This is a genomic window from Loktanella sp. SALINAS62, assembly GCF_018263905.1.
Lineage (GTDB): Bacteria > Pseudomonadota > Alphaproteobacteria > Rhodobacterales > Rhodobacteraceae > Loktanella.
The window spans coordinates 1-25,289 of the sequence record NZ_JAAFZU010000043.1; the positions used below are offsets into that span (position 1 = coordinate 1).

Here is a 25,289-nt window from a genome sequence, read left to right on the forward strand (position 1 = left end):
TCGTCCAGCAGTTCCTTGGAAATCGTCATCGTCCTTGCTCCTCTCAGGAAGCATGGACCAGATCCCAGTTACACAGAAGATCGGACACACTCTCTCTGACAGCCGCATGGACAGCTATCGCGAATGTCGGCCCCGCGTGGGGTCAGCCAGTTGGGCCGACCGGTGCCATGGATGCATTTCCAACGTCGGCAAAGTTGTTGATGATCATCGGGATGATCATCGGCAGGCTGGAACTGCTTTCCGTCTTTGTGCTTCTCGCACCGCGGTTCTGGCGCGACTGACAGAGAGTCCGGTCATGTCTCGGGCGAACTGCCCGCAGTGAAGGAAAACCAAGCCAGATTGATGCAGGGCCCGTCCAGATAGACCTGGATGCGTATACCGTCTTCAAAGGTGGATCTGGTCAGGCTGGACCTGTCGTGCGGCCCCAAGTGCTCGTTTAAATGCGCGGTAGGGGTATCTCTTCGGAGCCGCCCTGCGAAAGCGCCAGGCTTTAGCAGGTCATCCCCCTGGAGCTGTTGCGCGCGATGAGGCTCTGGCGGAATGTCCGTTTACTTCGTGGGCCATCGTGCGCTCGCCGCTGCCGCGAACTTCCGCTTCCCGCCCTCCCTGTCGATGATGCCGCAACCGCGAATAATTTTTGTGCAGGTGCAGCGCACGAAAGAAAGTCGACATAGCGGATGGTCAGTCTGGACAAAAACCCTTGGTCATAAAAGAGTGGCCAAATACGGTGGGTTTTGTCCGTGCCGTTGTTTGCTACGAGCGCGCGCTTTCTGACTTCGTCAGTCGCCACACGCACGCGGTCAGGAAGGCTGCCAGTCGAATGAACTTCGGGGTGGATGCAAAGCGACTGCCCGGGCGGAAAACCTCTGAGGAAATCCTTGTCCTCAACGGGAATCGGCGGGAATAAACACCTCCTGCGTCGGGGGTCCTTTCTTGGCACCATCTCTTTCCGCCCGGCGATACCTACGAAAGCGTTCGATAGCCGCGCAGAGATGTGACGTGAGAGCGGATCTTGCCCAGTCGGGGTTGCCAGATCGCAGTGCATTAACGATTTCAGTGTGCTGCCGGATGCTTTCTCGGGCATCCACGTCCGAGTAGATATAAAACCCGCCCGTAACCAGCGGATACTCGAGCAGGTTTGCCCCAAACATGCGCAGCCGCGCACTGCCGCAGGTCTCGTAAAGTGCCATGTGGAAAGATAAATTCGCAGCCTTCACCTCATCGAGGTAACCCTTCGGCTTTTCATCCACAGCCCGCTCGATCCGAGCGTTGAGCGCGTCCATGCGGTCGGTATCCTCGGTCGTTATGTGCCGCGCCGCCCAAGCAGCGGCTTGTCCCTCCGCTAGCAGGCGCAGTTCAAAGACCTCTTCGGTATCGGTGGTGCGCCACTCACTGACGACAGCACCGCGCTTGGGAGTAGCTTCCAATAGCCCCTCGGAGACGAGCCGCTGGATTGCGGCACGGACCGGGGTTCGGCTCACACCGAGATCCGCTGCGATATGTTCTTCCTTCAACTTCTGACCAGGATCAAAATGTCCGGCAATCAGTCGGCGGCGCAATTCCGCGTGAACTTCGTCGCTGACACTCATGTCAATTATTTTTCCTCGTCGTTCTCGGACCCATCAGGGACACGGGTTGAGCGCAGGTTTAACTTGGGTAGCCAAGGGGCAGCAAGGGCGACGAGGACGAGAACCGCCAGCACGATCGAAATTGGGCTTTGGACAAGATACCACAGATTGTCGCCTGAGATCAGCAGCGATCGCCGTAGGTTCTCTTCGGCGATCGGGCCGAGAATAACGGCAAGAACCGCCGGGGCTGTGGGAATAGCCATTCGTTCCATCGCAAAGCCTATGAGGCCGAAGCAAAGCATCAGAACGACCTCGAAAATGCTATTGTGGATCGCGTAGACGCCCACCACCGTCAGAGCAAGGATCATCGGACCAAGGATCTGACGCGGCACACGCAGCACGTTGACATAGGCTTTGGCCCCAAGCTTGCCGATGACGAACATCAGGCCCGAAGTCACGAGCATTGTCAGCATGAAGCCGTAAGTGACCTCAGCATTGGCGCGAAAGAGTTCAGGGCCCGGTTGCAGTCCGTGAACCAACAGTGCGCCGAGGATAACGGCTGCCACGGCATTGCCTGGAATACCGAGCGTCAGTGCGGGGATCAGCGTGGCAGCGGTATCAGCGTTATTGGCGCATTCCGGTGCAGCGAGTCCTGCTGGCTCGCCCTTGCCCCAGTTCGCCTTGTTTTTGGAATAACGCCGCTCTTCATTCCAAGCCATCAGCGCGGCGATATTACCCCCAAGCGCCGGGATCAGGCCAATTACAAGACCGATGGCCGATGCCCGGATCCAAGTTGGAATCAGCGAGGACCACTTGAATCCCTTCGATCTGTCTCCGAGTTCAATCTCTCCGGTCTCAATGGCATTACGTCCCATCAGCAAGTCGATGGCTGGGGGAATTGCGTAGAGGCCGGTGAGCAGAACGATGATATGAACCCCCGAGATCAGTTCCAGCGTATTAAAGGTGAAGCGTTCCGCGCCGCTGATGCCGTCGATTCCGACGATGCCTACAACAAGACCAAAGCAGGCCGAAAGAATGCCCTTAGCGGGGTTACCCGCCAGCAAAACCGCAATCGTCGTCATTCCAAAAACGGCCAGCCAGAAATAGTCTGCCGGGCCGAATTTCAGTGCAATCATGGCAAGCGGGGGTGCCACCAAAAGCAGTGCGACTGCGCTCACCGCACTGCCCAACGACGATGAGACGAGGGAGATATCGAGCGCGAGTCGAGCCTTGCCTTGTTTCGCCATCTCATGCCCATCGAAGACAGTGGCGATCCCGGCCGGCGTGCCGGGAATGCGCAGCAGGATCGCGGGGATCGATCCGCCATACATCGACCCGTTATAGATGCCGGCAATCATTCCGAGGGCTACGAGCGGTTCCATCGTAAAAGTAAGTGGTATTAAAACGGCAATGCCCATGGTCGCTGAAAGGCCAGGAAGCGCACCAACAGCGATACCGATCGCAGTGCCCGCGATCATGGCAAGGATTACAGCAGGATCCAGCAGGCCGGGTGCAGCGTTTATGATATTGAGAAATACGTCCATTTTCTTCAGCCTCCGAACAGCGCGAAAATAGCTTCACGTGGAAGCGGCACCGACAGAAGCAGTCGGAAGACGCCATACAAAAGGATAACGAAGCCCAGTGTTGTAAAGACCAGGACGTTCCAGTTGCGGTATCCAAGCGCGGCGGCAAGGAACGGCACCACGATGATTGTAGAGGTAAAGAAGCCGATCCAGGCGAAACCCAACAGATAAAGGATCCCAGTAAGAACAATCAAGGCGAACTGCTGCAGATCTGAGCGCGTTACCGGAAGCCGAGCGTTGCCCTCTTCCGGGCTCAGCCGCATTACCGAGATCACCCAAAAGAGGCACATGGCAACGCCAAGACCGGTGGCCGCAGACGGCACGTAAGATGACCGGCCACGATAGCCCAGTGCTTCGAAGAATAAGAATGCGAACAGGGCTGCTACCAAAACGGCCGCGCCGAGTTCAAGGGTGCGCTTGGTCACGTTTGCCTCCTCCCAAAGACATTGAAGACCGGCGGCAGACACAATGGCCCGCCGCCGTCAGTTATGTGTCGAGGTTATTGCACCCAGGGAGTCTCAGCCCAGATTTCCTCAAGCGCCGTATTCACCTTTTCGAGGTGGCTATCGAACGCTTCCGCATCCAAGTAGTTCAACGGAAGATTTTGCTCTTCGGCTGCCTCGATAAACTCAGGGTCCTGAAGCGTCTGTGCGATCGCGTCCTGCAAGGCGGTCAGAGCTTCCTCCGGAATACCGGCAGGTGCCGCAACACCGCGATCTGAGCCCATGACAATATCGTAACCCTCTTCGGCAAACGTTGGCACGGTCGAAGCGCCATCCCACCGCTCTTCGCTCATCTGCCCAAGAGCAACGAGCGAACCTTCATCAACGTATGATGCGACTTCACTGATATTCATGACAGCCATAGTGACGTGGCCCCCAAGCGCCGCTGCGCGAACATTTGCAGCGCCCGAGAAGGGAACGTGCGTCATCTCGATCCCGGCCATCCGCGAGAAAGACAGTGCCGCAAGGTGATCATCCCCACCGATACCAGAGGTGCCGTAGGTTACGACGCCGGGGTTTTCGCTGGCGAATGCGACGAGTTCATCAAGAGTGGTGAATTCGGAATTTGGCAAGACCGCAAAGGTGTTCGGGTCATAGACGACGTCAGCAATCGGCTGGATGTCGTCCAGAGAGTAGCGAGCCTCGCGAGAGATCGGAATCGTCATGAGGTTCGGGCTATTGATAAATCCGATAGTGTAGCCGTCGGCTTCCGACTGCGCGAGCGCAGTGAAGCCAATTTCACCGCCGGCACCAGGGCGATTAACCACAGTAATAGTCGCACCGTCCAGATAGCGCTCGATGAAGGGCGCCAAGGTGCGGGCTGCCGTATCGGTGCCTCCACCTGCGGAATACGCAACAATCATCTCGATCGGGCGCTCCGGATAGTCAGCAAAAGCAGCAGTTCCTGACAGAGCTGCAACTCCAAGGGTGACGGCAAGTGATATGGTATTGTTCATGGTATCCTCCCAGATTTCACGGTGACTGCACGCGTCTTGCTGACGACGTGCGATCGCCACATGTGATACAAAATAAAAACAATCGTGTCCACTTCAGCGAGATAGAGATTCGTGAGAAAACGCTAAAACATTAAAATAGTGCTGTAAGTAAGGATTTTTACCGGAATCTGTTGATACGACATGCATCCAAACCTTGCCAACGTGGTTCTATATTGTATTTCTTGAGGATGACTCTGATGTTTCAGGTCATCTTTCAGGCGCGTGAAACCGCGTGCCTATTTGGACAACCTCCAAGGCTTCCGGTCCAAGCTGGTAGCGCATCAGAATTTCGGGTGAGGCAAATGATCAAAAAACCAGTAGTTCACGTTTTGGAAGACATTCACCCCGAAGCATTTGATCGCCTTGCAAAATCGGCCGACGTGTTCGGCCCGGAGATCGCTTTTCCATCCGCCTGCGATGCGCTCATCGTTCGCGCCAAAAAAGTGACCGCCAATGACATCGCCGCCTGCCCGAACCTCAAGGTCATCGGAAAACACGGCGCTGGCCTCGACGCTATTGACGTCGACGCGGCGGAGGAGAGAGGCATCACCGTCCTATCGACGCCCGGCGTCAACGCGGAGTCGGTGGCAGATCTGGCGATCGGCTTCGCACTTTCCTTGATCCGCAACATTCAAGCGGTCTCAAACCTGACGAAAAAAGGACATCCCCTACCGTCTGCACTCCGGAATGGCTGGGAGCTCGGGGAATTACCGGCAGGGATCTTCGGCCTGGGCGCGATCGGCCGCGCCACTGCCCATCGGCTCACAGCTGGGTTCGGCGCAGAGGTTCGGGCCTTCGACCCAGGCATCCCGGATGAACACTGGCCTGAGGATATCGGGCGGGTGGACAGCCTCGACGATCTTCTGACCAGCTCAAGGATCCTATTTCTCCATGCGCCGCTCCTGCCGTCCACGCGCGATGCAATCAACGACGCCACACTCTCTGCGATGCCGGTCGGTTCCTACCTCGTTAACTGCGCGCGTGGCGGCATAGTAGACGAAGCCGCGCTGTCCGCAGCCCTGCGACACGGCCAGATCGCGGGTGCCGCATCCGACGTATTCGCACAGGAGCCGCCTGCTCCGGATAATCCACTCTTCGATTGTCCAAACTTCTTGGCCGCCCCGCATTTGGGAGCCTCGACCAACGGCGCGTTGCGCCGGGTTGGCTTCTCCATCGTTGAGCAGGTCCTTGAGGGCCTGCGTGATCGTCACATCCCCACAACCGATGCCAACGCATCACCGAAACAGGAGAAATAATATGACCATCGGATTCAGAGTTCAGCGCCGACAGGTGAAAGTGCGTGCCGAAATTGCAAAGAAGTTCGAAGCATTGCCCGTCGCGAACGTTTCGGACTCGATGAGTCGCATGACCGCCGCTGGAAGTCGTCTTCGGCCGTTTCATGACACGAGCGGAACCATGGCTGGTCCGGCTCTTACAGTGAAGTCACGCCCTGGCGACAACCTGATGTTTCACAAGGCGCTCGACATGGCTGAGGAGGGTGATGTGATTGTTGTTGATGCCGGAGGTGATCTCACCAACGCAATCATGGGTGAGATCATGGTATACATCGCTCAAGAAAAGAAGGTCGCGGGAATTGTGATCAATGGCGCCATTCGCGACGTGAAAGAGATCCGAGAGTCCGGCGTGCCGGTCTTTGCGGCCGGGGTAACCCATCGTGGCCCATACAAAGATGGCCCCGGAGAGGTGAACGTGCCGATTGCCCTTGATGGAATGGTCATCAACCCCGGTGATTTGATCCTTGGGGATGGAGATGGCCTTCTCTGCGTCCCAGCAGATGACGCCGAAGCCGTGCTCGCAGCAACTGAAGCGAAACAAAACGCAGAGCAAAAAGACATCGCGGCTATCCGCAGTGGGACAATCGACAGAAGCTGGGTCGACGAAACGCTGAAAGCACGCGGATGTGAATTCATCGAGTGAAGGGGCTGTCTCCGTAGCGAATGATCAAGGGCAGCCTACTGCGACAATGACGTCGAGGTCTTGAAACGACACAGCGTATCTGACGTAGAAGAAAACGGAATGCAAGTTGACATCCTTCGAAAGCTGCGCGCCTTTGAACGAAAAAATCGGACGGACCTCATCGACAAATTACGCAAACTGATAGACCACCAGGGTGAAGTTTGCGACAGAGCCCGGCAGTGTGGGACCTTCCTGCCATTCGCCGTGCGTGCTCATTTTTCGCAGCGACCGCGAAAATCACCGGCAAGGACGGCGGGGAGTGGAAGCTCGCTGCAAGCTCTACAGTGGTGTGTAAGGCAGACAATTTGTCGTTTGGCGCACCTTAACCTTTGAATGGCTCCGGATCACTGCTGCTGATCTAAAGTCTATTATCTTGACATTCGGCCGATGTGGAGTCCGGAGTTCCTTGCCGCAACAGCTTGATCGCTGCTGCGGCGGCTCCGAAGCCATTGTCGATGTTCACAGTGACAAGCCCTGGGGAACAACTTGACAGGGCTGACGACAGCGCGGCCTTGCCATCGGCGGAAACGCCGTAGCCGACAGACGACGGCACTGCGATGACAAGACCCGAAACCAAGCCTGCAAGGACAGAAAACAGCGCGCCCTCCATCCCTGCGACCGCGATAAGGACACGGTATTGCGAGAGCTCCTCGGCCACCGACATGATCCGCCAAAGACCTGCAACGCCGACATCGGCAAACACCTTGTTGGGGATGCCGTTGAAGTCGAGTGTCCGCTGCGCCTCGGTCAGCACATCGAGATCCGAAGTTCCGGCGCAGACAAGAGCAACGCCAAGTCCCGTCTCTCTGAGAGTCGGCATTGCGCCGAAAATCGCGGTTCGGGACAATGCGCAGTAATTTAGATGATGGTCCGCACTGATCTCGGTATGCATTTCCGATGAAAGCCGCGTGAGCAGTAAGTTGGCTTGCCGAGCCTTGGCCTCTGTGAGAATTTCGCTCAGGTTCGCGCATGTTTTACCTTGGCAGAGAACCGCTTCGGCCATGCCCGTCCGCGCCTGACGATCCCAGTCGAAACGGACGTGGGGTGGTTTTTCGCTCTCGTCACGCATCATGGAGAAACGCCGAACCCCTGCGATAGGGGGCGACGCCCAAAAGAGTTTTTCCGAACTGCCCGCACTTGCGGCGTGCCAGTTTGACCAGTTCATCTCGCAACTCTTTATCGATCTGAGGTCCCTCCGAAAGCTCCAGCCGCACACCCCCGGCGACGATTCGGCACCGCACGGTTATACCGGGTGAGTAGGCCAAAATACTCTGCTCGAGGTCTTCCACCAACTTCAGATCTCTGGGGTCCACCGTGATCCCCGTCTCGATCCGACTGGCCATGCAGGGTTGGGCGGGAAGTGCGCTGATGTCGTTCAGCCCGAATTTGCGGGCCAGTGCCCTAATGTCTTCCTTACTGAATTGCGCTTCGATGAAAGGATGGACCACGCTGCGCTCCTTTGCGGCCAGAAGCCCGGGACGGTAGTCACCCAAATCGTCCAGATTGGCCCCGGAGGCAACGGTGTCGTCCGTCGCCTCTCGGATCCGGTCATACAGGTTGGATTTGCAGAAATAGCAGCGATTGACGGGGTTTTTGAGATAATTCGGGTCCGCGAATTCTCCGGCATTTAATATTGTGAGCTCCCAGCCATACCGGGCCGCATGGTCCTTGACCCGTTCTGTCGCCGTTTCCGGGACAGCGGGCGAGACGGCATGGAAAACCCGGACCTCTTCCCCCCGAAGCGCCTGATGGGCTACATGGGCCAGCGTCATACTGTCCACGCCACCACTGACTGCAAGGGCAAGCCTCCTGTGCCCTGTGAGCACCTCGGTCAATCTTGCCAAGTCAGAACCACCCCCGCCCATCAGAAGACCTCCAGAATGGTAAGCGAGATGGACGGAAACACGATGATCGGGATCAGCACCCCAATCAGGATGAAGATAAACGGCCATACCTCTCGCAGGATCGATGAATAGCTCGCCCCTGACACCTGCTGAACGATAAACAGGTTAAGTCCGAACGGCGGCGTCAGCAGACCGATCATCAGGGTCAGCACTGTCACGATGCCGAAATGAATCGGATCGATGCCCGTAGCGACCGCGACCGGCAGAAACACCGGCACGGCAATGGTTAGGATCGCGATCAGCTCCATGAACATGCCCATGACCAGCAGCACGGCGGCAATGATCAGCAAGAGGATCGTCGGGTTTTCCGTTATGCTGACGAGGAAAGCCTGCACGACCTGCGGGATCTGTTGCGTAGAGACGAGCCAGCCGTAGATATTGGCAGCTGCCACGATCAGCATGATGGTGGCCGTGGAACGCGCCCCAAGCCTGAAGCTTTCGATCACCGTGACGATTGTCATGCTGCGGTGGACCACGAGCCCGAGGAACAATGAATAGATCACTGCGGCCGCGGCCGCCTCAGTCGGGCTCATGATCCCACCCCAGATGCCCCCCAGGATTATCACCGGAAGCAGCAAGGACGGAATAGCGCTGACAAAGGCCGCAAAAATCTTGCCAACTCCAGCGAATTCTGGGTCGCGCGGGAAATTCCGCCGCTTCGCGATCACGGCGATATAAGCCATCATCGCGAGCCCCATCACAACGCCGGGAACGAAACCGGCAAGGAACAATTCGCCGATGGCAGCCCCTGAAATGACGCCATAAAGGACAATCGGCACGGAAGGCGGAATGATCGGACCGATCGTGGAAGAGGCCGCCGTGACGGCAGCGGCAAAGCCCGGATCATAGCCCTGCTGTTTCATTGCCTTGATTTCGATTGCGCCCAACCCCGCGGCATCAGCGACAGCAGAGCCGGACATGCCGGAAAACAGCATGGAGGCGGCAATGTTCACATGTCCAAGCCCGCCATATATCCGCCCCAGCACCGTGTTGGCCAACTTGAAGATCCGCTCGGTCGCACCTGAGTGGTTCATGATTTCGGCGGCCAGAATAAACAACGGGATGGCCAGAAGCGGGAAACTGTCAAGAGCGTTACCAAGCCGCTGGGAAATGATCAGCAGCGGGAGCGTTCCCTCCCACAGGATCAGAGCGAGGCTCGACAGCAGCAGGGCGAAGGCAACCGGCACCCCCGCGAGGAGCAGGAACAGGAGCCCACCAACCAGGATGAGAGTCGCCATTTGATTACTCCAGCAAGTCGTGTTGGTTTTTCGCGTTGTCGCGATAGATCGACCCGCCGGTTAGGCAGGAAAAGAAGTTGATCGCCGTCGCCGCGATCATCAACAACGAGCCCGCGAAGATCGGATAGAACATCCACGCGGTCGACAGCCGTGTCGCTGGACGCTGCATGTTTTCCACGACCGGGATGATCTTCCAGGTCCCTGCGGCGATGACCGCCAGCACGGCGATGCAAAGCACCATCCTGACGAGATCGAGGATGCGGTCAACGCCGTCGGATAGTCCGAATGTGTCGCGCAGATCGACCGCGATATGCGTGCGCCGCATCGAGGCTTCTGTAGCGCCTATGAACACCAGATAGATAAAGAACAACCGCGCCAGCTCGTCCGACCAAGACAGGGAGTTGCCGGTGAGGAACCGCGAGCCGATCTGCGCGCCGATCAGAAGAAGGATTATCGCAAGGGCGGTCCCGGAGACCAGGACCGCCCCGCGCGCAATCGCTTCCGCGATTGCGGGGAGTGCCTTCAGTCCCACTGGGACTTAAGCTCATTGGTGAGTTCCTCGGAGTAGCCGACGATTTCGACGATGGTGTCGAAGTTCGAGCGAAAATGCTCCTTCCAGGCCTGAACATCCACATCGATGATGTTTACGCCCTCCGCAGCCATCAGTGCCTCGGCCTCAGTGATCTGGACGGCCACTTGCTCGTTGTGCCATTCCGAGGTCTCGTTGATCGCCTGCACGATTGCGTCACGCTGCTCTTCGGTAAGGGATTGATACACCTGTTCGGCGATCATCACACCGGTTTCCTCGTAGTTGTGTTTGGAGCGCGTGAGGTTGTTCGCGATGGTATGATACTTGTTGCCGTAGAGCCAGTTCGACGCCTGTTCGGTGGCCTCCACGATGCCTTGCTGCAAGCCGGTAAAGGTTTCCGACAGCGGCATCGGCGTGGCGGCAGCACCGGCCAACTTGAAGTTCTCGATCCAACTTTCCTGTGGGGGGACGCGAATTTTCAGACCCTCCAGATCCTCGATTGTGGCGACCGGACGGGTCGAGATGAAGTTACGTGGACCGCGGTCCCAATTCTGCGCAATCACCCGGATGCCGTGGTTTTCCACCAATCGGTCGCTCATGGCCTGAAAGATCTCGCTTTCGTACATGGCGCGAGCCTGTTCCTGACCATTGAACACGTAAAGCGTGCCCGAAATCCAGAAATCCGTATCGAAGGCGCCCAGCCAGGTAGTCGCACCGACGAACATTTCGACCGTGCCCAGCTTCATCCCCGACAGCATGTCATTGGCAAAACCGAGCTGCGCGGCAGGGTAAATCTCCATGATCACCTCGCCGTCGGTCAGTTCCTCCACCCGATCTGCGACTCGTTCCATCGCCACGACGTCAATATGTGCAGGCGGATCGATCAGGCCGACCTTTAACACGGTTTCAGCAAGGGCCGGACTCATCAGGCTGACACTCATCGTCAGCGCCAGTGCGTGGCGCCCAAAGGTCATTGATTTTGTCATTTGCTATATTCCTCCCGGGTTTTGCAAATTGGTCACTATGGTGTCGTCTTGATAGGCCCTGTGCTGCTTCTGATGACGAGGTCGCAATCAAGGCAATAGCTGCGCTCGGGCGTCCCAATGGGCTCGACCGCGATCTGGCCCGCAAGTTGGCCAATGCGATATGCCTCGACCCGGACAGTGGTGATCGGCGGGTCTTGGTAGGCCCCAAAATTCATGTCGTCGAAGCCGGCGATGGATACATCGCCCGGCACCGACAGCCCGCGAAGCCGAGCGGCCTTCAGCGCCCCGATAGCCAAGAGATCGGAGGCTGCGAAGACAGCCGTTGGCCGGACTTCCATACCCATAAGGCTGTCCATCGCCTCGCGTCCTTCCAGAAGGTCGGGACGGCGCTCCATCACGATGTCAGGATCAAAGGCGATCCCGGCTTTTTCCAGCGCATCGCGATAGCCTTCCAGACGGTGGCGGACCCGCGCCTGCCGCGAATAGGGCCCGACGATCAACCCGATACGGCGATGCCCCAGTGCTATGAGATGCTCAGTCATGCGCTCCGCGGCACTGCGGTTGTCGATCCCTACGTAAGAGATTCCCGGATCGGACCCGGGCTTCTCCCAAACCACAACGACGCGCGTCCATCCGTCCCGGGCCAGGCGCCTGATACGGTCTTCGTTCGCATAGGTCATGCCGGTTAGGATCAAGGCATGCACGTGCCGCTCCAAGAGGGAATCTATAAGGGCCTCTTCCGTGACGGCATCATAGCGAGTGGCCCCCTGAATGACAGAGAACCCGGTTTCCGCCGTCACATCCTGCACGCCGTGGATCGTCTCTCCGAAAAGCGTGCTGCTCGACGTCGGCACGACCAGCCCGACGACAGTCGACCGCCCCTTGAGAATATCGCTAGCCGTGACGTTGTAGACATACCCCAGATCCTCGGCAGCGCTCCGCACCTTTTGGATCGTCGCGGAAGAGACCTGACCGGGACTGCGCAATGCCCGGGACACCGTGGCAACCGACACATTCGCCCGCCTCGCGACTTCCCGCATGTTCAGCTTCCGATCCACTACAGAACCCTGCAATTAGTTTCATAACACGATGCAACAGGGTCCTCGAATCCGTCAAGGCATTTCTGCACACAAGAGGTAAATTTCTGCACAAAGGGGGCAGGCAGGTAATAAAAGCGCTAAAAAACGATAGACGAAGCAGGAAAGTTCATGCACGATGCAATGCAAATAGTTGCAGTATTTTGACTTACAGGAGAGGGATTGCTGCCATGCAAGATGTCGAACTTGACTATAGCGACACCAAGATGCGGGTGGAGCTTCCCGACAGCGCGACAATCGTCCGCTTTGGCCAGACCTATCAGGACCCCCCGGGCGTCGACCCTGTCGCAGCAACGCGCGCGGCGCTTGCAGCACCCGGCGGGCTGCCGCCCCTGTCAGATCTTGCCGGGCCCGACAAGACCGCAGCCATCGCCTTCCCCGACCGCGTCAAGGGCGGAACCCATGCGCTTGCGCATCGCAAAGTTGCGATTCCTCTGGTGGTCGAAGAGCTGCTCAAGGGTGGTACGAAGATCGAGAACATTACCTTAATCTGCGCCATCGGCCTACACCGGATGAATACCTTCGATGAATGGCGCGACTACCTTGGTCCGACGATCGTAGACCAATTCTGGCCGGACCGCCTGATCAATCATGATGCCGAGAATCCCCAGCTGCTGGACCTCGGACGGGACGAAATGGGTAACGCTGTCGAATGCAGTCACCTGATGGCCGCCGCAGACATCCCCATCGTGATCGGCCATTGCGCTGGCAACCCCTATGGTGGCTTCTCCGGCGGGCACAAGATGGTGGCCACGGGGATTACCGGCTGGCGCTCGATTGCCTCGCACCATGTGCCCAAGACGATGCATCGCGACGATTGGCTGGGCGCTGCGCCGAAAGGCAAAATGCGCGACCAATTCCAGTCCATCGGCAAGGCGATGGAAGCGGGCATCGGCAAGCAGTTCTTTGCCGTCGATGCCGTGATCGGCCAGTTCGCGGAAGTGTTGGGCGTGCATGCCGGAACGCTTGATTATGTCGAGGAGAAATGCTGGCCGCTGGCTAAGACCCGCACCAATGTCGAACTTCCTACTGAGGATCCCGCCGACATTCTGGTCGTCGGTGTGCCGCGCAATTTCCACTATGGGCCGGGGATGGGATCGAACCCTGTTTTGATGGGCCTCTCAATCGGAGGCCAATTGTCACGCTGCTGGAAGGCGCTGCGGCCCGATCCAGTGGTTATCGCGGTGGCAAACCTCGATGGCTGGTTCAATAAAAGCTGGTTCCCGTCCTATGAAGAGACCTTCTGGCAGATGACGAAGTATCCTCGGCAGGAGGATTATTTAGCCTCGGACGAGGCCCGAAAAATGTCAACAAATCCAGAATATACATACAGTTACTCGCATTACTTCACTTACCATCCGTTCCATGGCATGTCGATGTTGTCCGGCGGCAGTATCCCGCCCAAGCGGTGCCAGCGCGTGCTGGTCGTCGGTTCGGAAAAACCGCTTCACGCCAAGGCGCTGGGATACACCCCGATGCCCACCTATGACGACGCCATGAGAGAAGCGATCCGCTTCACTGGCAAGAACCCCAAGATCCTCTGCACGCCTGAGTGCTTTTCCGGTGGGGCTGCTCCGCACCTGCATCTCAAGGGCAGGTTGCCGTCATGACGCGGGTCGGGATCATAGGTTTCGGCATTATGGGACAGGCCGCCGGCGAAAAGCTGCTGGCGGCGGGGCACGGATTATCCGTGACGGATCCTTCGCCCAATACCCCGGAAAAGGCCAAGGCCATTGGGGCCGAGTTCGCTGGGTCGATCACCGAGCTCGCGGACCGTTCCGAGGTCGTCCTTTTGTTCCTCCCCGGTCCGGAGCAGATTCGGTCTGTGGTTTCGGGGGCCCGTGGTCTGCTGGTGCAAAAGGGAAAAATACAGGTCATCGTCGATCATTCCACCGCAGACCCAGAAACCGCCCAAGACATGGCTGAGCTGAGCGAAGTTCAGGAGGTCGGATGGATCGATGCCCCCGTACTGGGACGGCCTTCGGCGGCGGGCAGCTGGGCTCTGCCTTGTGGTGCAACATCCGGCGCCCTTGATATCGCCCTACCCGTCCTCGAAACCTATGCCCGAGCGGTCTTTGACATGGGTGGCCCGGGTAAGGGGCACGCGGTAAAACTGCTCAACCAAATGATGTTCGGTGCGATCAACGCTATGACCGCCGAGATGATGGCGACCTCGGAAAAGCTGGGACTGCCGCCAAGCAAGCTGTACGAGATCATCACCAGCAGCCAGGCCGGCACGGTCAGCAACCTCTTCAGGGAACTGGGTCAACGCATCCAGCGTGACGACTACGACAACCCGACCTTCAGCGTGAAATTGCTCGAAAAAGACATTCGGCTTGGGCTGGAAATGGCTCGCAAGGCCGACATCAAGCCGAAACTTGGCACGATCGTGGCACGGATGAACGAAGACGCCATAGAACAGGGCTATGGCGATCAGGACACATCGGTCCTGTGGAAGGCCGTCGGGCGTGAGTGAACCTGTCAGCCACCTTCATCTGGATGCCTTGGGCGGAATTGCGGGAGACATGTTCATCGCAGCGGCGCTGGACGCCGCCCCTTTCCTGTTGGACGAAGCTCAACATCTTGCGTCAGCCATTTCTCCCGACATTTCCATCGGTCTGGAAGACGCCAAAGACCATGGGCTGACGGGAAAGCGGCTAACTCTCACTCTGCCTGGCCAAAAGCGTGGTCCAAGGCATTACCCAGACTATCAGGCACTTTACCTTGGCGCACCCACCGACGCGGCCGTCATTGACCGAGCCTGCGATATTTTGCGACGGCTGGCCGTGGCAGAGGCCAAGATCCACGGTGTGGCACTGGACCAGGTTCATTTCCACGAGATTTCCGATTGGGACTCGATCGTCGATATTCTTTTGTCGGCTTTGATAATTGAGAGGCTCAACGTCCGGTCCGCGAGCGCAGGGGCCTTGCCCCTCGGCTCTGGAACCGTTCGGACCGAACACGGGCCGCTGCCGGTCCCGGCGCCTGCAACGCTCGAAATCCTCAAGGGCGCAAGGTTTCACGATGATAGCGTTTCAGGTGAGCGTATCACGCCAACCGGTGCCGCGATCTTCAGCCACCTTTGCCCGACCGAAAGCCCGCCAGGCCAAGTGACGCTCAAAGCCATCGGTTACGGCTTTGGCACAAAGACCTTCGAAAAAATGGCCAATACCCTGCGTCTTAGCCTCTATCTTCCGGCAGGCCCCGCGGTGCGGGACACTGTCGGTGCGATCGTTTTCCATGTGGACGACCAGACACCGGAGGACTTGGCGATTGGTTTGACCAACATTCGCGCCCAGCCGGGCGTCCTTGATGTCCAGCAGATGCCGAGCTTTGGCAAGAAGAACCGAATGGCGTCCCGCATCGAAGTGCTCTGTGACCCCGCTACTGTCGAGACTGTCGCACGCTACTGCTTTCTCGAGACTACCACGATCGGACTGCGCTACGGCATGGAAAGCCGGATCATCCTGCCCCGCGAAACCGGATTGGCGGTCGCGGATGACGCGAACGTGTGCACAAAGCGCAGCACCCGTCCCGACGGCTCGACCTCCACGAAGTCCGAAATGGACGATGTGGCGCGGGCGGGGAATGAAAGAGAGCGGCAAGCGCTGCGGCGCCGGACCGAAAAAGATTAGCATGAATTGACTTGGTGAGAACGCTCTGCCTTTTGAAAAAGACCGGACAAGTGAATAGGGCGGAGCACGCTGGCCGGTGTAGAGGCGAAGTTCTTCGGTGAACTTCTGCCTCCCATGCTTGATCCCAGTCATCACACCGCATCTGCAAGCAGCTCGGCAATGGCCACGTTCAGCGCCTCGATAGAAAAGAATTGTCGGTTGCGCAGGTGTGCCAGAATCCAGCGTTCCACGATCAAGACTGCGCCCTCGACCTTGCCCTTGTCGCGCGGCTTGCGTGGCTGCGTGGGCAGCACCGTCGTATCGTAATGAGCAGCCATATCGGAGAAGGTCTTGGTGACCGACGGCTCGAACCAAAACGGCTTGGCCACTGCCGCCTTGAGATTGTCGCACACGATCGCCTTGGGCACGCCGCCAAAGAACTTCAGCGCCCGAACCTGGGCGTCGATCCAGTCGGGCAGCTTCTGGCTGAGGCTGGCCCAGGCGAAGGTGTAATTGGAGGCGCCAAGCACTGCGACGAAAATCTGAGCGCGATGTTCCTGACTCGTCGCAGGATCGATCACAGGAATGGTGTGGCCGGCGTAGTCCGTCTGCATCACCGCGCTGAGCTTCAGCCGTGCTGCGACCTCACGCGCCGACAGACCTTGCTCATGCGTCAGCCGCAGTATGGATCGTATATCTTGCACAGTCGTGCGCCTCGCTTGCTTCTGTCTTGGCATGGTCCCTCCCGGCCTTGTTCAAGACCGGCAGAATACCGTGACATCGCAGGCGATGATCAACCGTGTCCGAGCACTCCAGGAACTGTCCGGGAATTAGCGAAATCCCTGTCCGGGAATTACCGAAACCCGCAGATGGCCCGACGGCGACCGCAAAACCCGTGATTGTCGCGATCCAGCGGGCGCGACCTACCTTCTCACCCAAGAGAGGTGCGGCAAGCGCGACATATGGGTAATTGCAAGATTAACGGGGCGCTTACTTTGCATCTCGCCATTCTTTGCCTGGATCGTTTGAAGACATAACGCGGCATCTGAGGCAAGGATCCAGGTAAGAAGGTAATCCCCCCCGAAAGTAAGGGGCTGCGGAAGTAGAATTTTCTCGGCAAGATGCATGAGAAGATTCAGCTGAAGATGACGAGATATACAGAACCCCAGATCCTTGCGATCCTGCGCCAAGCTGAAGGCGGTGTGCCAGTGGCTGAGCTTTGCCGCGAGCATGGGATGAGCAGCGCGTCGTTTTATAAGTGGCGGGCAAAGTATGGCGGTATGGATGCGTCCATGGTCAGCCAGATGAAGGCCATGGAAGATGAGAACCTTCGGCTAAAGCGGATGTATGCGGACCTGAGCATGCAGGCGGATTTACTGAAAGAAGCCCTTGGGAAAAAGTGATTGGGCCGTCTCAACGCCGCGAGATGGCCGAGAATGCAGTGGCACGACGTGGGGCAAGCACCGCCCTGGCTTGCCGGGCCTTTGGGGTGAGTGAGACCTGTTGTCGGTATGGCCCGAAGTTGCGCGCCGAGAACGAAGAGATCGCTGGTCTGCTGACCGGGCTAACCGACGCCCGCAAGACGTAGGGGTTCGGCCTGTGTTTTCTGCATTTGCGCAATGTGAAGGGGCATCCATGGAACCACAAACGGGTTTATCGGATCTACTGTGAGCTGGAGTTGAACCTGCGGATCAAGCCGCGCAAGCGGTTGAAGCGCGACAAACCTGACGCTTTGGCGGTGCCTGAGGAACCAAATGTGACCTGGTCAATGGACTTCATGGCAGATCGCCTTGGGGATGGCAGGGCATTTCGGTTGTTGAACGTGCTGGACGACTTCAACCGTGAAGGCTTGGGCATCGAGGTCGACTTTTCTTTGCCAGCTGAACGGGTCATCCGCAGTTTAGACCGGATCATCGAATGGCGGCAAGCCAGGCACCATAAGGGTCGACAATGGCCCCGAATACATCAGTGAAACGCTGATGAAATGGGCGGAGAAACATGGGGTTACTATCCAGCATATCCAACCGGGTCAGCCCCAGCAGAACGCATATATCGAGCGCTACAACCGCACCGTCCGGCATGAATGGCTCGACCAATACATCATCGAAAGCATCAAGGAGGCTCAAGATCACGCAACACAATGGTTATGGACTTACAACAACGACCGACCCAACATGGGCATTGGCGGCATCACTCCCGCCCAGAAACTGAAAATGGCCGCATAAGTTCTACGAATGCACCCCGCTAAAAATGGGGGATTACCAGAAGAAGAAGCGCTCCTCGGCGAGCAGAAGTCCTTACCGAGTACAGGAAAGACAAACCTCGAACTGAATCCCGAGCACATCATGGCGAACGCAGTCATAGATTCCGAGCTGACGCTCGGCTTCATTGAGGGCTGCAAGACCGTGCGATATTTCCTAATCATTCAGAAAGCGGGCCGTATAAACTGCAAGTAGCTTCGCGCAGACGTTGGGTGGGCAACCGCGCCGCCACCTCGAGGGCTCATACTCAGGCGACCTTAATCGCCAAAACCGATCCACAAGAAACATATGTGGCACCGTCAGCGCAGCGAGACCTATGAATATGATGCGCATTGCAGTGCCATGTGACATTGCTTGGAAGCTGCCTTCGGTAACGAGAATGGCAGCAAGCGCGGCAATTGTGACAAGTCCTGATAAAACGACAGCCATATGCATCGCGCGTCGTGCCTGTGGAAGTGCGGTAAGCGTCGCCCGGAAGTGCCTCACAGAATGCAGGCCGCAAAAGTAGACCGCGAAGAACACAAGTGGAGGAAGAACCGCCGCGCTACACCACAAGATGATCTGCTCAATCGCAGCCTGACCGCGCGCCTGGGGCTTTAGGAGCAGCGTTCCGATCAGCAGACACAATGCCAACCCACCGCCGACTGCGGCGACATCTGCGCAGACATCCGCCACGCCGGAAGGCGCAAGATAGGAAAACAGCCGCGTCACTGCGGAATGTTGCAACAGCGCTGGAGCGCCGATCGCCGCCAACCCGCCGGTCCAGCGCAAGGGCGACACCGCACGCGACCAGTCATCGGAAAAATGCACCACGGAATAAGACAGGAATGTGATCAGGGCGACACCCGGCACCAAAACCCAGGCCGCAATTACGGTAGCCGCGAGCCCCAGATAGACGGTGACGAATTTCAATTTGCCGCGCCACCCCTTCAGTGGCCAGAGCGCTTCCGCGACGGGCAGGTCAAGAGCTCCGTGCGGCAGTCCAAGGATTACGATCAGTGGAGCCAACAGCAGCAATTGCCGCCCAAGGTCGAGGTTCAGCGTGAGCTGCAAGGTGCTGGCCATTGCAGCCGACGCAGCAAAAACGACTGTTTGCCAGATTGGCGCGGCGGTCATGCCCTGGTCAGCGCCGCGCGCAAGAACGGCATCGGCGGCAGCGAAGTCATGACAGAGAGCCGGTCCAACGGATGGGTCGAGCCTGACAGGAAGCGTTCCAGCCGGTCCGGCGGCGCGTTACGGAACAGGCTCTCGAACAAAGCCGGTCCACGGTCGGGCATCGTTTGTAGCACCTGAAGAAAGACCCGATCCATGAAACGGGTGGCTTGACTGTCCAGCATCGGCCGGGGTTTGGCCCCGCTTGCCAGTGCGTCTGCGACGTGATCGGCCTGTGCTTGGATGCGGGCGAAAGCATAGCCTGTCGAAGGCCGCGCAGCACCACCGCGCAGCCCCATGCGAATTACGCTATCATCGTCCGGCTCGGCGAATCCGACCTCCATCGGTAAAGCGCCGCTTTCCTGACGCAAAATCTCTACATCACCGGGATCCAAATCGGCAATTTCCGCATCCAACCACGCCGAAAAAACGCTCCCGCCGGGCGATGCTGGAGCGAACGAGGTTACCTCGACCAGAGCGCGATCCTGCGCAAACGGCAGGGTGTAGACAAAGTCCACGCCTTCGCTGTACCCATTGCGAAATTGCATGAGATGGACCCGGTGCGCGTCGAATACCGGACGCTCTGTACGGATCTCCCGCCCCAGAAAGAACTGCCCATAGGTCGGGACCCGGCGCGGGGAACGCGTATCAACCACGTGCCTCGCACTCAGCGTGCCTCTGTCGGTATCGACTTGGTGGCCATGAGCCGTCTTGCGCACCTTGCCTGCCGAAGTTGCGACGACGAGGTCAGCTGATGGCGAATCCGCAAGCATCGATTGCGCCCGGTCGTAGAACGGCCCGGCGGCGACCGTCTCGTATCGAAGACCAGACGATCCACGGGCGACCAGCCCGCTTGGACCGGTGACGTCCCAATGAGTCCAAGATGCACGTACGCAATCTTCAAACGGATCAGGGGCAGTGCGCCAAAAGCTCCATGCACGATCATCTGTGTAGACTTCACGGGGTTCAAGAACGCACAGGCTTTGCCCAGACGATGCCAGACGCACCGCAAGACTGAGACCTGCGCAACCACCGCCGAGGATCGCAATATCCACATCAGGTCTCAGCATGCTGCCGATCCTTCCAAGCCAAAACTCGCGGGCGTAGACCCGACGCCGTGGCACCTGTAACCAAGAGAAACTTGCGCCAGGTCGGTACGAACACCCGACCCCTTGCAGGGTTGCAGGAATTGGCACGCAATTCGTCACCGATGCCCGCATACATCGCCGCCGCAGCCGTCACCGCCAGACGCAGACGCAGCGGCAGCGCAGGGAGACCCATGCGGCCCGACGCGTATAGTTGATCCGCTCGCGCAAGCAGTTTGCCTACAGCGCGGCGGACGTCCGCGTGCGCCTTTTGTCTGGCCCCTGCGATCGCATCAGGTTCGTGCGGACACATTGTGTAGGGAAGATACCGACGGCCTGCTTGCGCGTCGGTCATCACATCACGGCAGATATTGGTCAGTTGCATGGCCTTGCCAAGGTCGGCGGCCCGCCTGTGCCATTGCGGATCGACCTCGAAAAGCGCACAGACCATGATGCCCACGGTCCCGGCCACGCCCATGCAATAATGATCGAGCTCTGCATCGGTGGCGATACAGGTTTCGGCAGTATCGGAAGCCAAGGTCTTTACCAACGCGGCAAAGCTCTCCAGTCCCAAAGGCTTGCCAGAAAACAGGGTACGGGCCTCGATGGCAAGCGGATCAGTGCCTGCTGCGCTGCGCAGATCGAGTTCCAGACGGGTCAGGCGCGCAGATATGTCAGGCCCGCCGACGGTGTCGGCCAGATCGTCCAGTGTGCGACATAAGGCATATAGTCGCGCGATCCGCCCTCGATCAGCACGTGACAGCGCCCTTGTGGCAGGCGCAAAGCTTCGAGCATGATAAGATAAAGTTTCTTGTGGCGTCATGCCAAGACCGCCGCCGGAACCAAAGTGTCAAGGACCTTCGCCGACGACACCACACCGGGCAGACCCGCACCGGGATGAGTGCCTGCTCCAACGAAATAGAGGTTTTGAACTCCCTCACCGCGATTGTGGAACCGGAACCACGCCGATTGCGTAAAGAATGGCGACAGGGAAAATCCAGCCCCGTCTACCGACAGATAGTCGGATTTGAAATTCTCAGGCGTCATGGCGAACTCGGCCGTGATTGTTTCGGCGAGCCCCGGCAACATGGACTCGTCTAGAGCTGCCACAATCCGGTCGCGCAGCTTTGGTCCCTCGATTGACCAGTCCTGGCCACCTGCAAGGTTCGGTACGGGACAGAGCACATAGAAGCTGTCCTTTCCCTCGGGCGCAAAACTGGGATCGGTCGCGGTCGGTCGGTGGACGTAAAGAGAGAAATCCTCTGCCAGCAAATTGCGGTGGAAGATATCACTTAACAGCTCCTTGTAGCGTTCCCCAAACCAGACAGTGTGATGTGCAACGTCTGGCCATTGACGGTTGGCACCGAAGAACAGCACGTAAAGACCCATTGAAAGACGCCCATTGCTTGACCGCAATCGGACCAGTGGCGATTGCACACGAGCCGGTAGCATCTGGCGGTAGACATGGAGCGGATCCATGTTCGACACCACCACTTCAGCAGGTATTTCGTCTCCGTTATCCAGAACAACGCCGGTCGCGCGCTTACCATCCAAGCTGATGCGGTCGACGGTCGTGTTCAGGCTTATCAAAATGCCTTCTTCGCGTAGCAGCCGTTCTAGCGCATCGACCAGTGCACCGGTCCCACCCTTGGGAAACCATACCCCGTGGGTCCGCTCCAGATGGTTGATCATGCCGTATATGGCGGTGGTATCAAACGGGTTGCCCCCCACCAGCAAAGGCTGGATCGAAAAGGCGCGGCGCAGGCGTTCGTCTTTCAGGAACCGACCAACCATTGACCAGACGCTTTCGTAGGATCGCAGACGCAACAGGTGCGGAATCTGGCACAACATAAACCCGATCGAATGGAACGGTGCGGCGGCAAGCCGTTGGAACCCTACGTCATAGATCTTCTTTGACCACGCACCCATGCGGCGATAACCGTCGACGTCGGATGGCGATAGGCGTTCAATCTCAGCCTCAGTTGCAGCTTCCGTGGGTCCATAATCGAAGGTTTCGCCATCGTGAAAGTGAAAGCGGTACCACGGGTCAGGTTCTATCAGTTCCACGTAATCGGACATCCGCTTGCCGAAGAGTGCGAACAGCTCCTCGAACAGGTGCGGCGCAGTCAGCACGGTCGGGCCCGCATCGTGTCGAAACCCCTCGTGTTCAAATACCTGCCCACGCCCGCCCAGCCGTGGACACCGATCAATAAGGTGCACATCATAGCCGCGTGCGCGCAACCGCAGGGCAGCAGCAATACCTCCGAAACCGGCCCCCGCCACGATGGCACGCGGCTGATCTTCGATCATCGTGTCACGCGGCATCCAATAACTCCTGCAAGGCGCGGTCCATTTGGTCGGCGAGGTTGCAATAGGCCTGCCCTGACCCGGCAGGCAATTGGGCTGCGAGGATACGCATCTCCTGCAGCGCCTCGCGCGCTTCGCGACGGGCTTCACACGCCGCCTCGATCGAGCTGGCGCCATTGGCTTCGAGGATCAGGCAGATATTGACGCTACCGATGGCAAGATCGGCCTCGCGGTCTTTAATGTCGTCAAGCACTTGGTAGGCGATGGCGAGCCGCGCGCCGATAGCTTTGGCGGTCTGGTCGCCGGGGGCACCTGCGGCGCTAAGGGCAAGACGCATGGGCAACGCCAGCAAGGGACCGCTTTTTGCCATGGCGATACTTTTATATTCTCTAAGCGACCCGGCACGCGCGCGTAGATCTTCAGACTGGCCTTGTGTAGTCCGACTGATGGCATCGTGCATGATCTTGAGCGCGCGTGCCGGGTCCGGGTGTGCAGCAAGACTGGCGTAGGCGGCCGACATCATTAAATCACCAACGCAGATTGCAGTCGCTACGTTGAACTTCTGCCAAACCGTTGGCCGATTTCGGCGCGTTTTGTCGGCATCTTGCACGTCGTCATGCACAAGAGATGCGTTATGCAATAATTCCGATGCCGCAGCGCAGGACAGCGCGGTGGTGGTGTCGAGGCCAAGCCTCGCCGCCGCATCCAGCGCAATTTGAGCACGGATCCGGCCACCGCCGCCGTTCATGTGATGCGCCGCAGCCTCTGCTACAAGGCCGCTTCCCAGAAGGTCGCGCATCAGCGCCTCAGTCGCCTGGTCCCCACGGAGTTGCTGATGTGTCACGTCAAGCTCCGCTGGCTAGGCAAATTGCAATGAGCGACTGAAATTGCGCGAGAGCAAACATGGTGTTCGGTCGAAGTTTTCGACCTTTTCGCGACTTGATTTGGTGTTTTTGAGGGCGTGGCGCGATCAAGCATAACGTCGTCCTCTCATGAGTTGGTCGGCTTTGCTGTGAGGGCACAGGAGAAGGCTGAATAAGCTCTCCTCCTGTGCCGTGCTGGTCAGCCGCGCTGTGAGCCTGCTTCGGAACGGCTTTGAATGATCGCAACCTGACTCAGCATCAGTCCGAACACGGCTTTGGAGACCACATCCGAAAATGTATAGCCCAGCTGGCGTATCACCACCCAGTCGGCGGACTGATTGATCCCAGGAATGCCGGGGACAAGGTAGACGAAGCCGTAGATAAACCACGTAACAATGAGGAGCGTCCACGCCCGGCTCATCCACGGTTGGGCATCCTGCGATAGGGATTCAAGACCCGTTTTCACGCTGTCGTTGGCCACGTAGAGCAAGTAGAAGAACACAAGCCAAGACAGTCCACCCCAGATCCAGAATCCGGCGCCCGACCCTTGAACAAAGCCAGCAACCTGCGGCTCGTAGTATTGACCGATGTAGCCGAGAATGATCATTGCGGCGCCTGCGATCGTCAGCTTTGCCCAACGCTTCATGAACTCCGCGCCAGCAAACTGCAGGACAACAAGAAATTGTGTCAGAAGCATCGGCACGTCGATCAGCCAGTTCGCGTAGCGGTAGCCATTTGCAAAGATCTGCCCTTCTGCTCTGGTGTAGACCATTTGCTCCGCGTCGTAGGTAAAGCTCGAGTTCCACATCAGGTAAAGTAGACCGAGCTCGATTGTCGCCGAAACCATGACGACACCTGAGATATAGAAAGTGCGTCGGTATTTTTTTGTCGCTTCACTTGCCGTCAGAACAAAGTAGAGCAGTGCTGCGGCAAAAACTGCGGCAGTGAAACTGAAAGCGTGACGAATAACCTCGTATTGCCAATATTCAAAAACAAAGAAATTTTCATAATTTGGCATTTTACAGGTCCTTCGTTTTAAGCCTATCAGATTTGTAAACGATGCTCTGTGAAAATGGTTCCGTGGACGCAATACATTGCCGCAGTTGGGGTGCGCTGCCGCATCATCCGCTCTGTTTTTATGCAGATTATCGACGACGTAAGCTAAAGAACCTTAGTCTGTGCTGTTCGCGTTTTCGACATCGGTTTCTGTGCGTTCACGTGTGTTGTCGCCAGTCTCCAGAGAGGAGACAATGCTGCGTGCCACTGTTTCGTGTGGCATCACCACCTCATCAAGACCAAGTTCTTCGCAGATCGGCAAAAGCTCTGGCCGAATTATTTGGACCACAATGCGTTCGACCCCGATCGACCGCCCGACAGCGGCGCCCAGAATGTTTGCCTCATCATGATTGGTAAGCATCATGAGGACGTCTGCCCCGTCGCCTATCGCTTCCCGCAGGATGGAAGGTAGCGTGCCATCTCCATGAACCAGACCGCATTCAACTTCGTCGGAAATGTCGTCAAGCCGTTCCCGGCTTTGGTCCACCAGGACCGCCTCGTGCCCTTTGTCCATAACCTGCTTAAGGGTGGCGACCCCGAAGCGCGACGCGCCAACGACGATGATACGCAT

At 57.9% G+C, this 25,289-nt stretch carries 22 protein-coding genes and 4 pseudogenes; 7 read left to right on the plus strand and 19 right to left on the minus strand.

Annotation, left to right across the window (positions count from 1 at the left end; genetic code table 11):
• Positions 1-92: 92 nt before the first annotated feature.
• A pseudogene (locus GZH79_RS13770) lies at positions 93-281 on the plus strand (potassium transporter TrkG); the annotation flags it as partial.
• Between the two features lie 603 nt (positions 282-884).
• Here the strand turns inward: GZH79_RS13770 and GZH79_RS13775 are convergent.
• The 4 genes from GZH79_RS13775 to GZH79_RS13790 all read right to left on the minus strand — a co-directional run bounded on the left by GZH79_RS13775 (position 885) and on the right by GZH79_RS13790 (position 4,610).
• Complete coding sequence (locus tag GZH79_RS13775) at positions 885-1,589, minus strand: GntR family transcriptional regulator (RefSeq protein WP_211644357.1); 705 nt, start codon at positions 1,587-1,589, stop codon at positions 885-887.
• 5 nt (positions 1,590-1,594) lie between these two features.
• Positions 1,595-3,112, minus strand: coding sequence for a tripartite tricarboxylate transporter permease (locus GZH79_RS13780; RefSeq protein ID WP_211644358.1), 1,518 nt, complete (start codon positions 3,110-3,112; stop codon positions 1,595-1,597).
• A 5-nt stretch (positions 3,113-3,117) separates the two neighbouring features.
• Positions 3,118-3,576: a tripartite tricarboxylate transporter TctB family protein gene (locus GZH79_RS13785; RefSeq protein WP_211644359.1), complete on the minus strand. Its 459-nt coding sequence runs from the start codon at positions 3,574-3,576 to the stop codon at positions 3,118-3,120.
• A 74-nt stretch (positions 3,577-3,650) separates the two neighbouring features.
• Positions 3,651-4,610, minus strand: a complete 960-nt coding sequence (locus GZH79_RS13790; protein WP_211644360.1) for a tripartite tricarboxylate transporter substrate binding protein — start codon at positions 4,608-4,610, stop codon at positions 3,651-3,653.
• A gap of 236 nt (positions 4,611-4,846) precedes the next feature.
• On the opposite strand from GZH79_RS13790, the gene GZH79_RS13795 reads away from it, so the two are divergent.
• Both GZH79_RS13795 and GZH79_RS13800 read left to right on the plus strand, forming a co-directional pair.
• Positions 4,847-5,905 carry a hydroxyacid dehydrogenase gene (locus GZH79_RS13795; protein WP_211644361.1) on the plus strand — a complete coding sequence of 353 codons (1,059 nt, stop codon included), beginning with the start codon at positions 4,847-4,849 and terminating at the stop codon, positions 5,903-5,905.
• A 1-nt stretch (position 5,906) separates the two neighbouring features.
• Positions 5,907-6,587, plus strand: coding sequence for an RraA family protein (locus GZH79_RS13800; protein WP_211644362.1), 681 nt, complete (start codon positions 5,907-5,909; stop codon positions 6,585-6,587).
• A 39-nt stretch (positions 6,588-6,626) separates the two neighbouring features.
• On the opposite strand, the pseudogene GZH79_RS19085 reads toward GZH79_RS13800, so the two are convergent.
• From GZH79_RS19085 to GZH79_RS13830, 7 genes and pseudogenes are all read right to left on the minus strand, one after another.
• Positions 6,627-6,734: pseudogene (locus GZH79_RS19085) on the minus strand (IS6 family transposase); the annotation flags it as partial.
• A 250-nt stretch (positions 6,735-6,984) separates the two neighbouring features.
• Positions 6,985-7,698, minus strand: coding sequence for a nickel pincer cofactor biosynthesis protein LarB (larB, locus tag GZH79_RS13805; RefSeq protein ID WP_249219200.1), 714 nt, complete (start codon positions 7,696-7,698; stop codon positions 6,985-6,987).
• Positions 7,688-8,398: an adenine nucleotide alpha hydrolase gene (locus tag GZH79_RS13810; protein WP_211644363.1), complete on the minus strand. Its 711-nt coding sequence runs from the start codon at positions 8,396-8,398 to the stop codon at positions 7,688-7,690. Before GZH79_RS13810 ends, larB begins: the two co-directional genes overlap by 11 nt.
• Positions 8,399-8,490: 92 nt before the next feature.
• Complete coding sequence (locus GZH79_RS13815) at positions 8,491-9,768, minus strand: TRAP transporter large permease (RefSeq protein ID WP_211644364.1); 1,278 nt, start codon at positions 9,766-9,768, stop codon at positions 8,491-8,493.
• 4 nt (positions 9,769-9,772) lie between these two features.
• Positions 9,773-10,300, minus strand: a complete 528-nt coding sequence (locus GZH79_RS13820) for a TRAP transporter small permease (RefSeq protein ID WP_211644365.1) — start codon at positions 10,298-10,300, stop codon at positions 9,773-9,775.
• Positions 10,291-11,283, minus strand: coding sequence for a TRAP transporter substrate-binding protein (locus GZH79_RS13825; RefSeq protein WP_211644366.1), 993 nt, complete (start codon positions 11,281-11,283; stop codon positions 10,291-10,293). The genes GZH79_RS13820 and GZH79_RS13825 overlap by 10 nt, the downstream gene beginning before the upstream one ends.
• A 35-nt stretch (positions 11,284-11,318) precedes the next feature.
• Positions 11,319-12,323, minus strand: a complete 1,005-nt coding sequence (locus tag GZH79_RS13830) for a LacI family DNA-binding transcriptional regulator (RefSeq protein ID WP_211644367.1) — start codon at positions 12,321-12,323, stop codon at positions 11,319-11,321.
• 227 nt (positions 12,324-12,550) lie between these two features.
• Between GZH79_RS13830 and GZH79_RS13835 the strand changes: the two genes are divergently transcribed.
• The 3 genes from GZH79_RS13835 to GZH79_RS13845 are packed head-to-tail and all read left to right on the plus strand — an operon-like array spanning position 12,551 to position 16,015.
• Positions 12,551-13,990 (plus strand): lactate racemase domain-containing protein, encoded by a 1,440-nt coding sequence (locus GZH79_RS13835; protein ID WP_211644368.1) that lies wholly within the window; start codon positions 12,551-12,553, stop codon positions 13,988-13,990.
• Positions 13,987-14,856 (plus strand): NAD(P)-dependent oxidoreductase, encoded by an 870-nt coding sequence (locus GZH79_RS13840; RefSeq protein ID WP_211644369.1) that lies wholly within the window; start codon positions 13,987-13,989, stop codon positions 14,854-14,856. Before GZH79_RS13835 ends, GZH79_RS13840 begins: the two co-directional genes overlap by 4 nt.
• Entirely contained in the window at positions 14,849-16,015 is a 1,167-nt protein-coding gene (locus GZH79_RS13845) for a LarC family nickel insertion protein (RefSeq protein ID WP_211644370.1), read from the plus strand. The genes GZH79_RS13840 and GZH79_RS13845 overlap by 8 nt, the downstream gene beginning before the upstream one ends.
• A 146-nt stretch (positions 16,016-16,161) precedes the next feature.
• Here the strand turns inward: GZH79_RS13845 and istA are convergent.
• Positions 16,162-16,731, minus strand: a pseudogene (gene istA, locus GZH79_RS13850) (IS21 family transposase); the annotation flags it as partial.
• A gap of 402 nt (positions 16,732-17,133) precedes the next feature.
• Between istA and GZH79_RS13855 the strand changes: the two are divergent.
• Positions 17,134-18,219, plus strand: a pseudogene (locus GZH79_RS13855) (IS3 family transposase).
• Positions 18,220-18,411: 192 nt separating this feature from the next.
• On the opposite strand, the gene GZH79_RS13860 reads toward GZH79_RS13855, so the two are convergent.
• From GZH79_RS13860 to GZH79_RS13890, 7 genes are all read right to left on the minus strand, one after another.
• Positions 18,412-19,371 carry a Brp/Blh family beta-carotene 15,15'-dioxygenase gene (locus GZH79_RS13860; RefSeq protein WP_211644371.1) on the minus strand — a complete coding sequence of 320 codons (960 nt, stop codon included), beginning with the start codon at positions 19,369-19,371 and terminating at the stop codon, positions 18,412-18,414.
• Complete coding sequence (locus GZH79_RS13865) at positions 19,368-20,477, minus strand: lycopene cyclase family protein (RefSeq protein WP_211644372.1); 1,110 nt, start codon at positions 20,475-20,477, stop codon at positions 19,368-19,370. Before GZH79_RS13865 ends, GZH79_RS13860 begins: the two co-directional genes overlap by 4 nt.
• On the minus strand, positions 20,464-21,315 hold the full coding sequence (locus tag GZH79_RS13870) for a squalene/phytoene synthase family protein (protein ID WP_211644373.1): 852 nt from the start codon (positions 21,313-21,315) through the stop codon (positions 20,464-20,466). The genes GZH79_RS13865 and GZH79_RS13870 overlap by 14 nt, the downstream gene beginning before the upstream one ends.
• Positions 21,312-22,817 (minus strand): phytoene desaturase family protein, encoded by a 1,506-nt coding sequence (crtI, locus tag GZH79_RS13875; protein WP_349291206.1) that lies wholly within the window; start codon positions 22,815-22,817, stop codon positions 21,312-21,314. The genes GZH79_RS13870 and crtI overlap by 4 nt, the downstream gene beginning before the upstream one ends.
• Positions 22,807-23,598, minus strand: coding sequence for a polyprenyl synthetase family protein (locus tag GZH79_RS13880; protein WP_211644374.1), 792 nt, complete (start codon positions 23,596-23,598; stop codon positions 22,807-22,809). Before GZH79_RS13880 ends, crtI begins: the two co-directional genes overlap by 11 nt.
• A gap of 263 nt (positions 23,599-23,861) precedes the next feature.
• The gene (locus GZH79_RS13885) at positions 23,862-24,680 is read right to left on the minus strand and encodes a bacteriorhodopsin (protein ID WP_211644375.1); all 819 of its coding nucleotides are present in this window, start codon (positions 24,678-24,680) and stop codon (positions 23,862-23,864) included.
• Positions 24,681-24,833: 153 nt separating this feature from the next.
• Positions 24,834-25,289, minus strand: coding sequence for an NAD-binding protein (locus tag GZH79_RS13890; protein ID WP_211644376.1), 456 nt, complete (start codon positions 25,287-25,289; stop codon positions 24,834-24,836).

Bases quoted from the DNA above. Each gene is read 5' to 3' on its own strand.
- larB (WP_249219200.1), bottom strand. From the start codon at position 7,698: ATGATGCGTGACGAGAGCGAAAAACCACCCCACGTCCGTTTCGACTGG.
- GZH79_RS13795 (WP_211644361.1), top strand. From the start codon at position 4,847: ATGTTTCAGGTCATCTTTCAGGCGCGTGAAACCGCGTGCCTATTTGGA.
- GZH79_RS13890 (WP_211644376.1), bottom strand. From the start codon at position 25,289: ATGCGTATCATCGTCGTTGGCGCGTCGCGCTTCGGGGTCGCCACCCTT.
- GZH79_RS13830 (WP_211644367.1), bottom strand. From the start codon at position 12,323: ATGCGGGAAGTCGCGAGGCGGGCGAATGTGTCGGTTGCCACGGTGTCC.
- GZH79_RS13800 (WP_211644362.1), top strand. From the start codon at position 5,907: ATGACCATCGGATTCAGAGTTCAGCGCCGACAGGTGAAAGTGCGTGCC.
- GZH79_RS13775 (WP_211644357.1), bottom strand. From the start codon at position 1,589: ATGAGTGTCAGCGACGAAGTTCACGCGGAATTGCGCCGCCGACTGATT.
- GZH79_RS13880 (WP_211644374.1), bottom strand. From the start codon at position 23,598: ATGCGCGACCTTCTGGGAAGCGGCCTTGTAGCAGAGGCTGCGGCGCAT.
- GZH79_RS13825 (WP_211644366.1), bottom strand. From the start codon at position 11,283: ATGACAAAATCAATGACCTTTGGGCGCCACGCACTGGCGCTGACGATG.
- crtI (WP_349291206.1), bottom strand. From the start codon at position 22,817: ATGCCGCGTGACACGATGATCGAAGATCAGCCGCGTGCCATCGTGGCG.
- GZH79_RS13885 (WP_211644375.1), bottom strand. From the start codon at position 24,680: ATGCCAAATTATGAAAATTTCTTTGTTTTTGAATATTGGCAATACGAG.
- GZH79_RS13840 (WP_211644369.1), top strand. From the start codon at position 13,987: ATGACGCGGGTCGGGATCATAGGTTTCGGCATTATGGGACAGGCCGCC.
- GZH79_RS13860 (WP_211644371.1), bottom strand. From the start codon at position 19,371: ATGACCGCCGCGCCAATCTGGCAAACAGTCGTTTTTGCTGCGTCGGCT.
- GZH79_RS13865 (WP_211644372.1), bottom strand. From the start codon at position 20,477: ATGCTGAGACCTGATGTGGATATTGCGATCCTCGGCGGTGGTTGCGCA.
- GZH79_RS13815 (WP_211644364.1), bottom strand. From the start codon at position 9,768: ATGGCGACTCTCATCCTGGTTGGTGGGCTCCTGTTCCTGCTCCTCGCG.
- GZH79_RS13810 (WP_211644363.1), bottom strand. From the start codon at position 8,398: ATGACGCTGGCCCATGTAGCCCATCAGGCGCTTCGGGGGGAAGAGGTC.
- GZH79_RS13870 (WP_211644373.1), bottom strand. From the start codon at position 21,315: ATGACGCCACAAGAAACTTTATCTTATCATGCTCGAAGCTTTGCGCCT.
- GZH79_RS13835 (WP_211644368.1), top strand. From the start codon at position 12,551: ATGCAAGATGTCGAACTTGACTATAGCGACACCAAGATGCGGGTGGAG.
- GZH79_RS13790 (WP_211644360.1), bottom strand. From the start codon at position 4,610: ATGAACAATACCATATCACTTGCCGTCACCCTTGGAGTTGCAGCTCTG.
- GZH79_RS13780 (WP_211644358.1), bottom strand. From the start codon at position 3,112: ATGGACGTATTTCTCAATATCATAAACGCTGCACCCGGCCTGCTGGAT.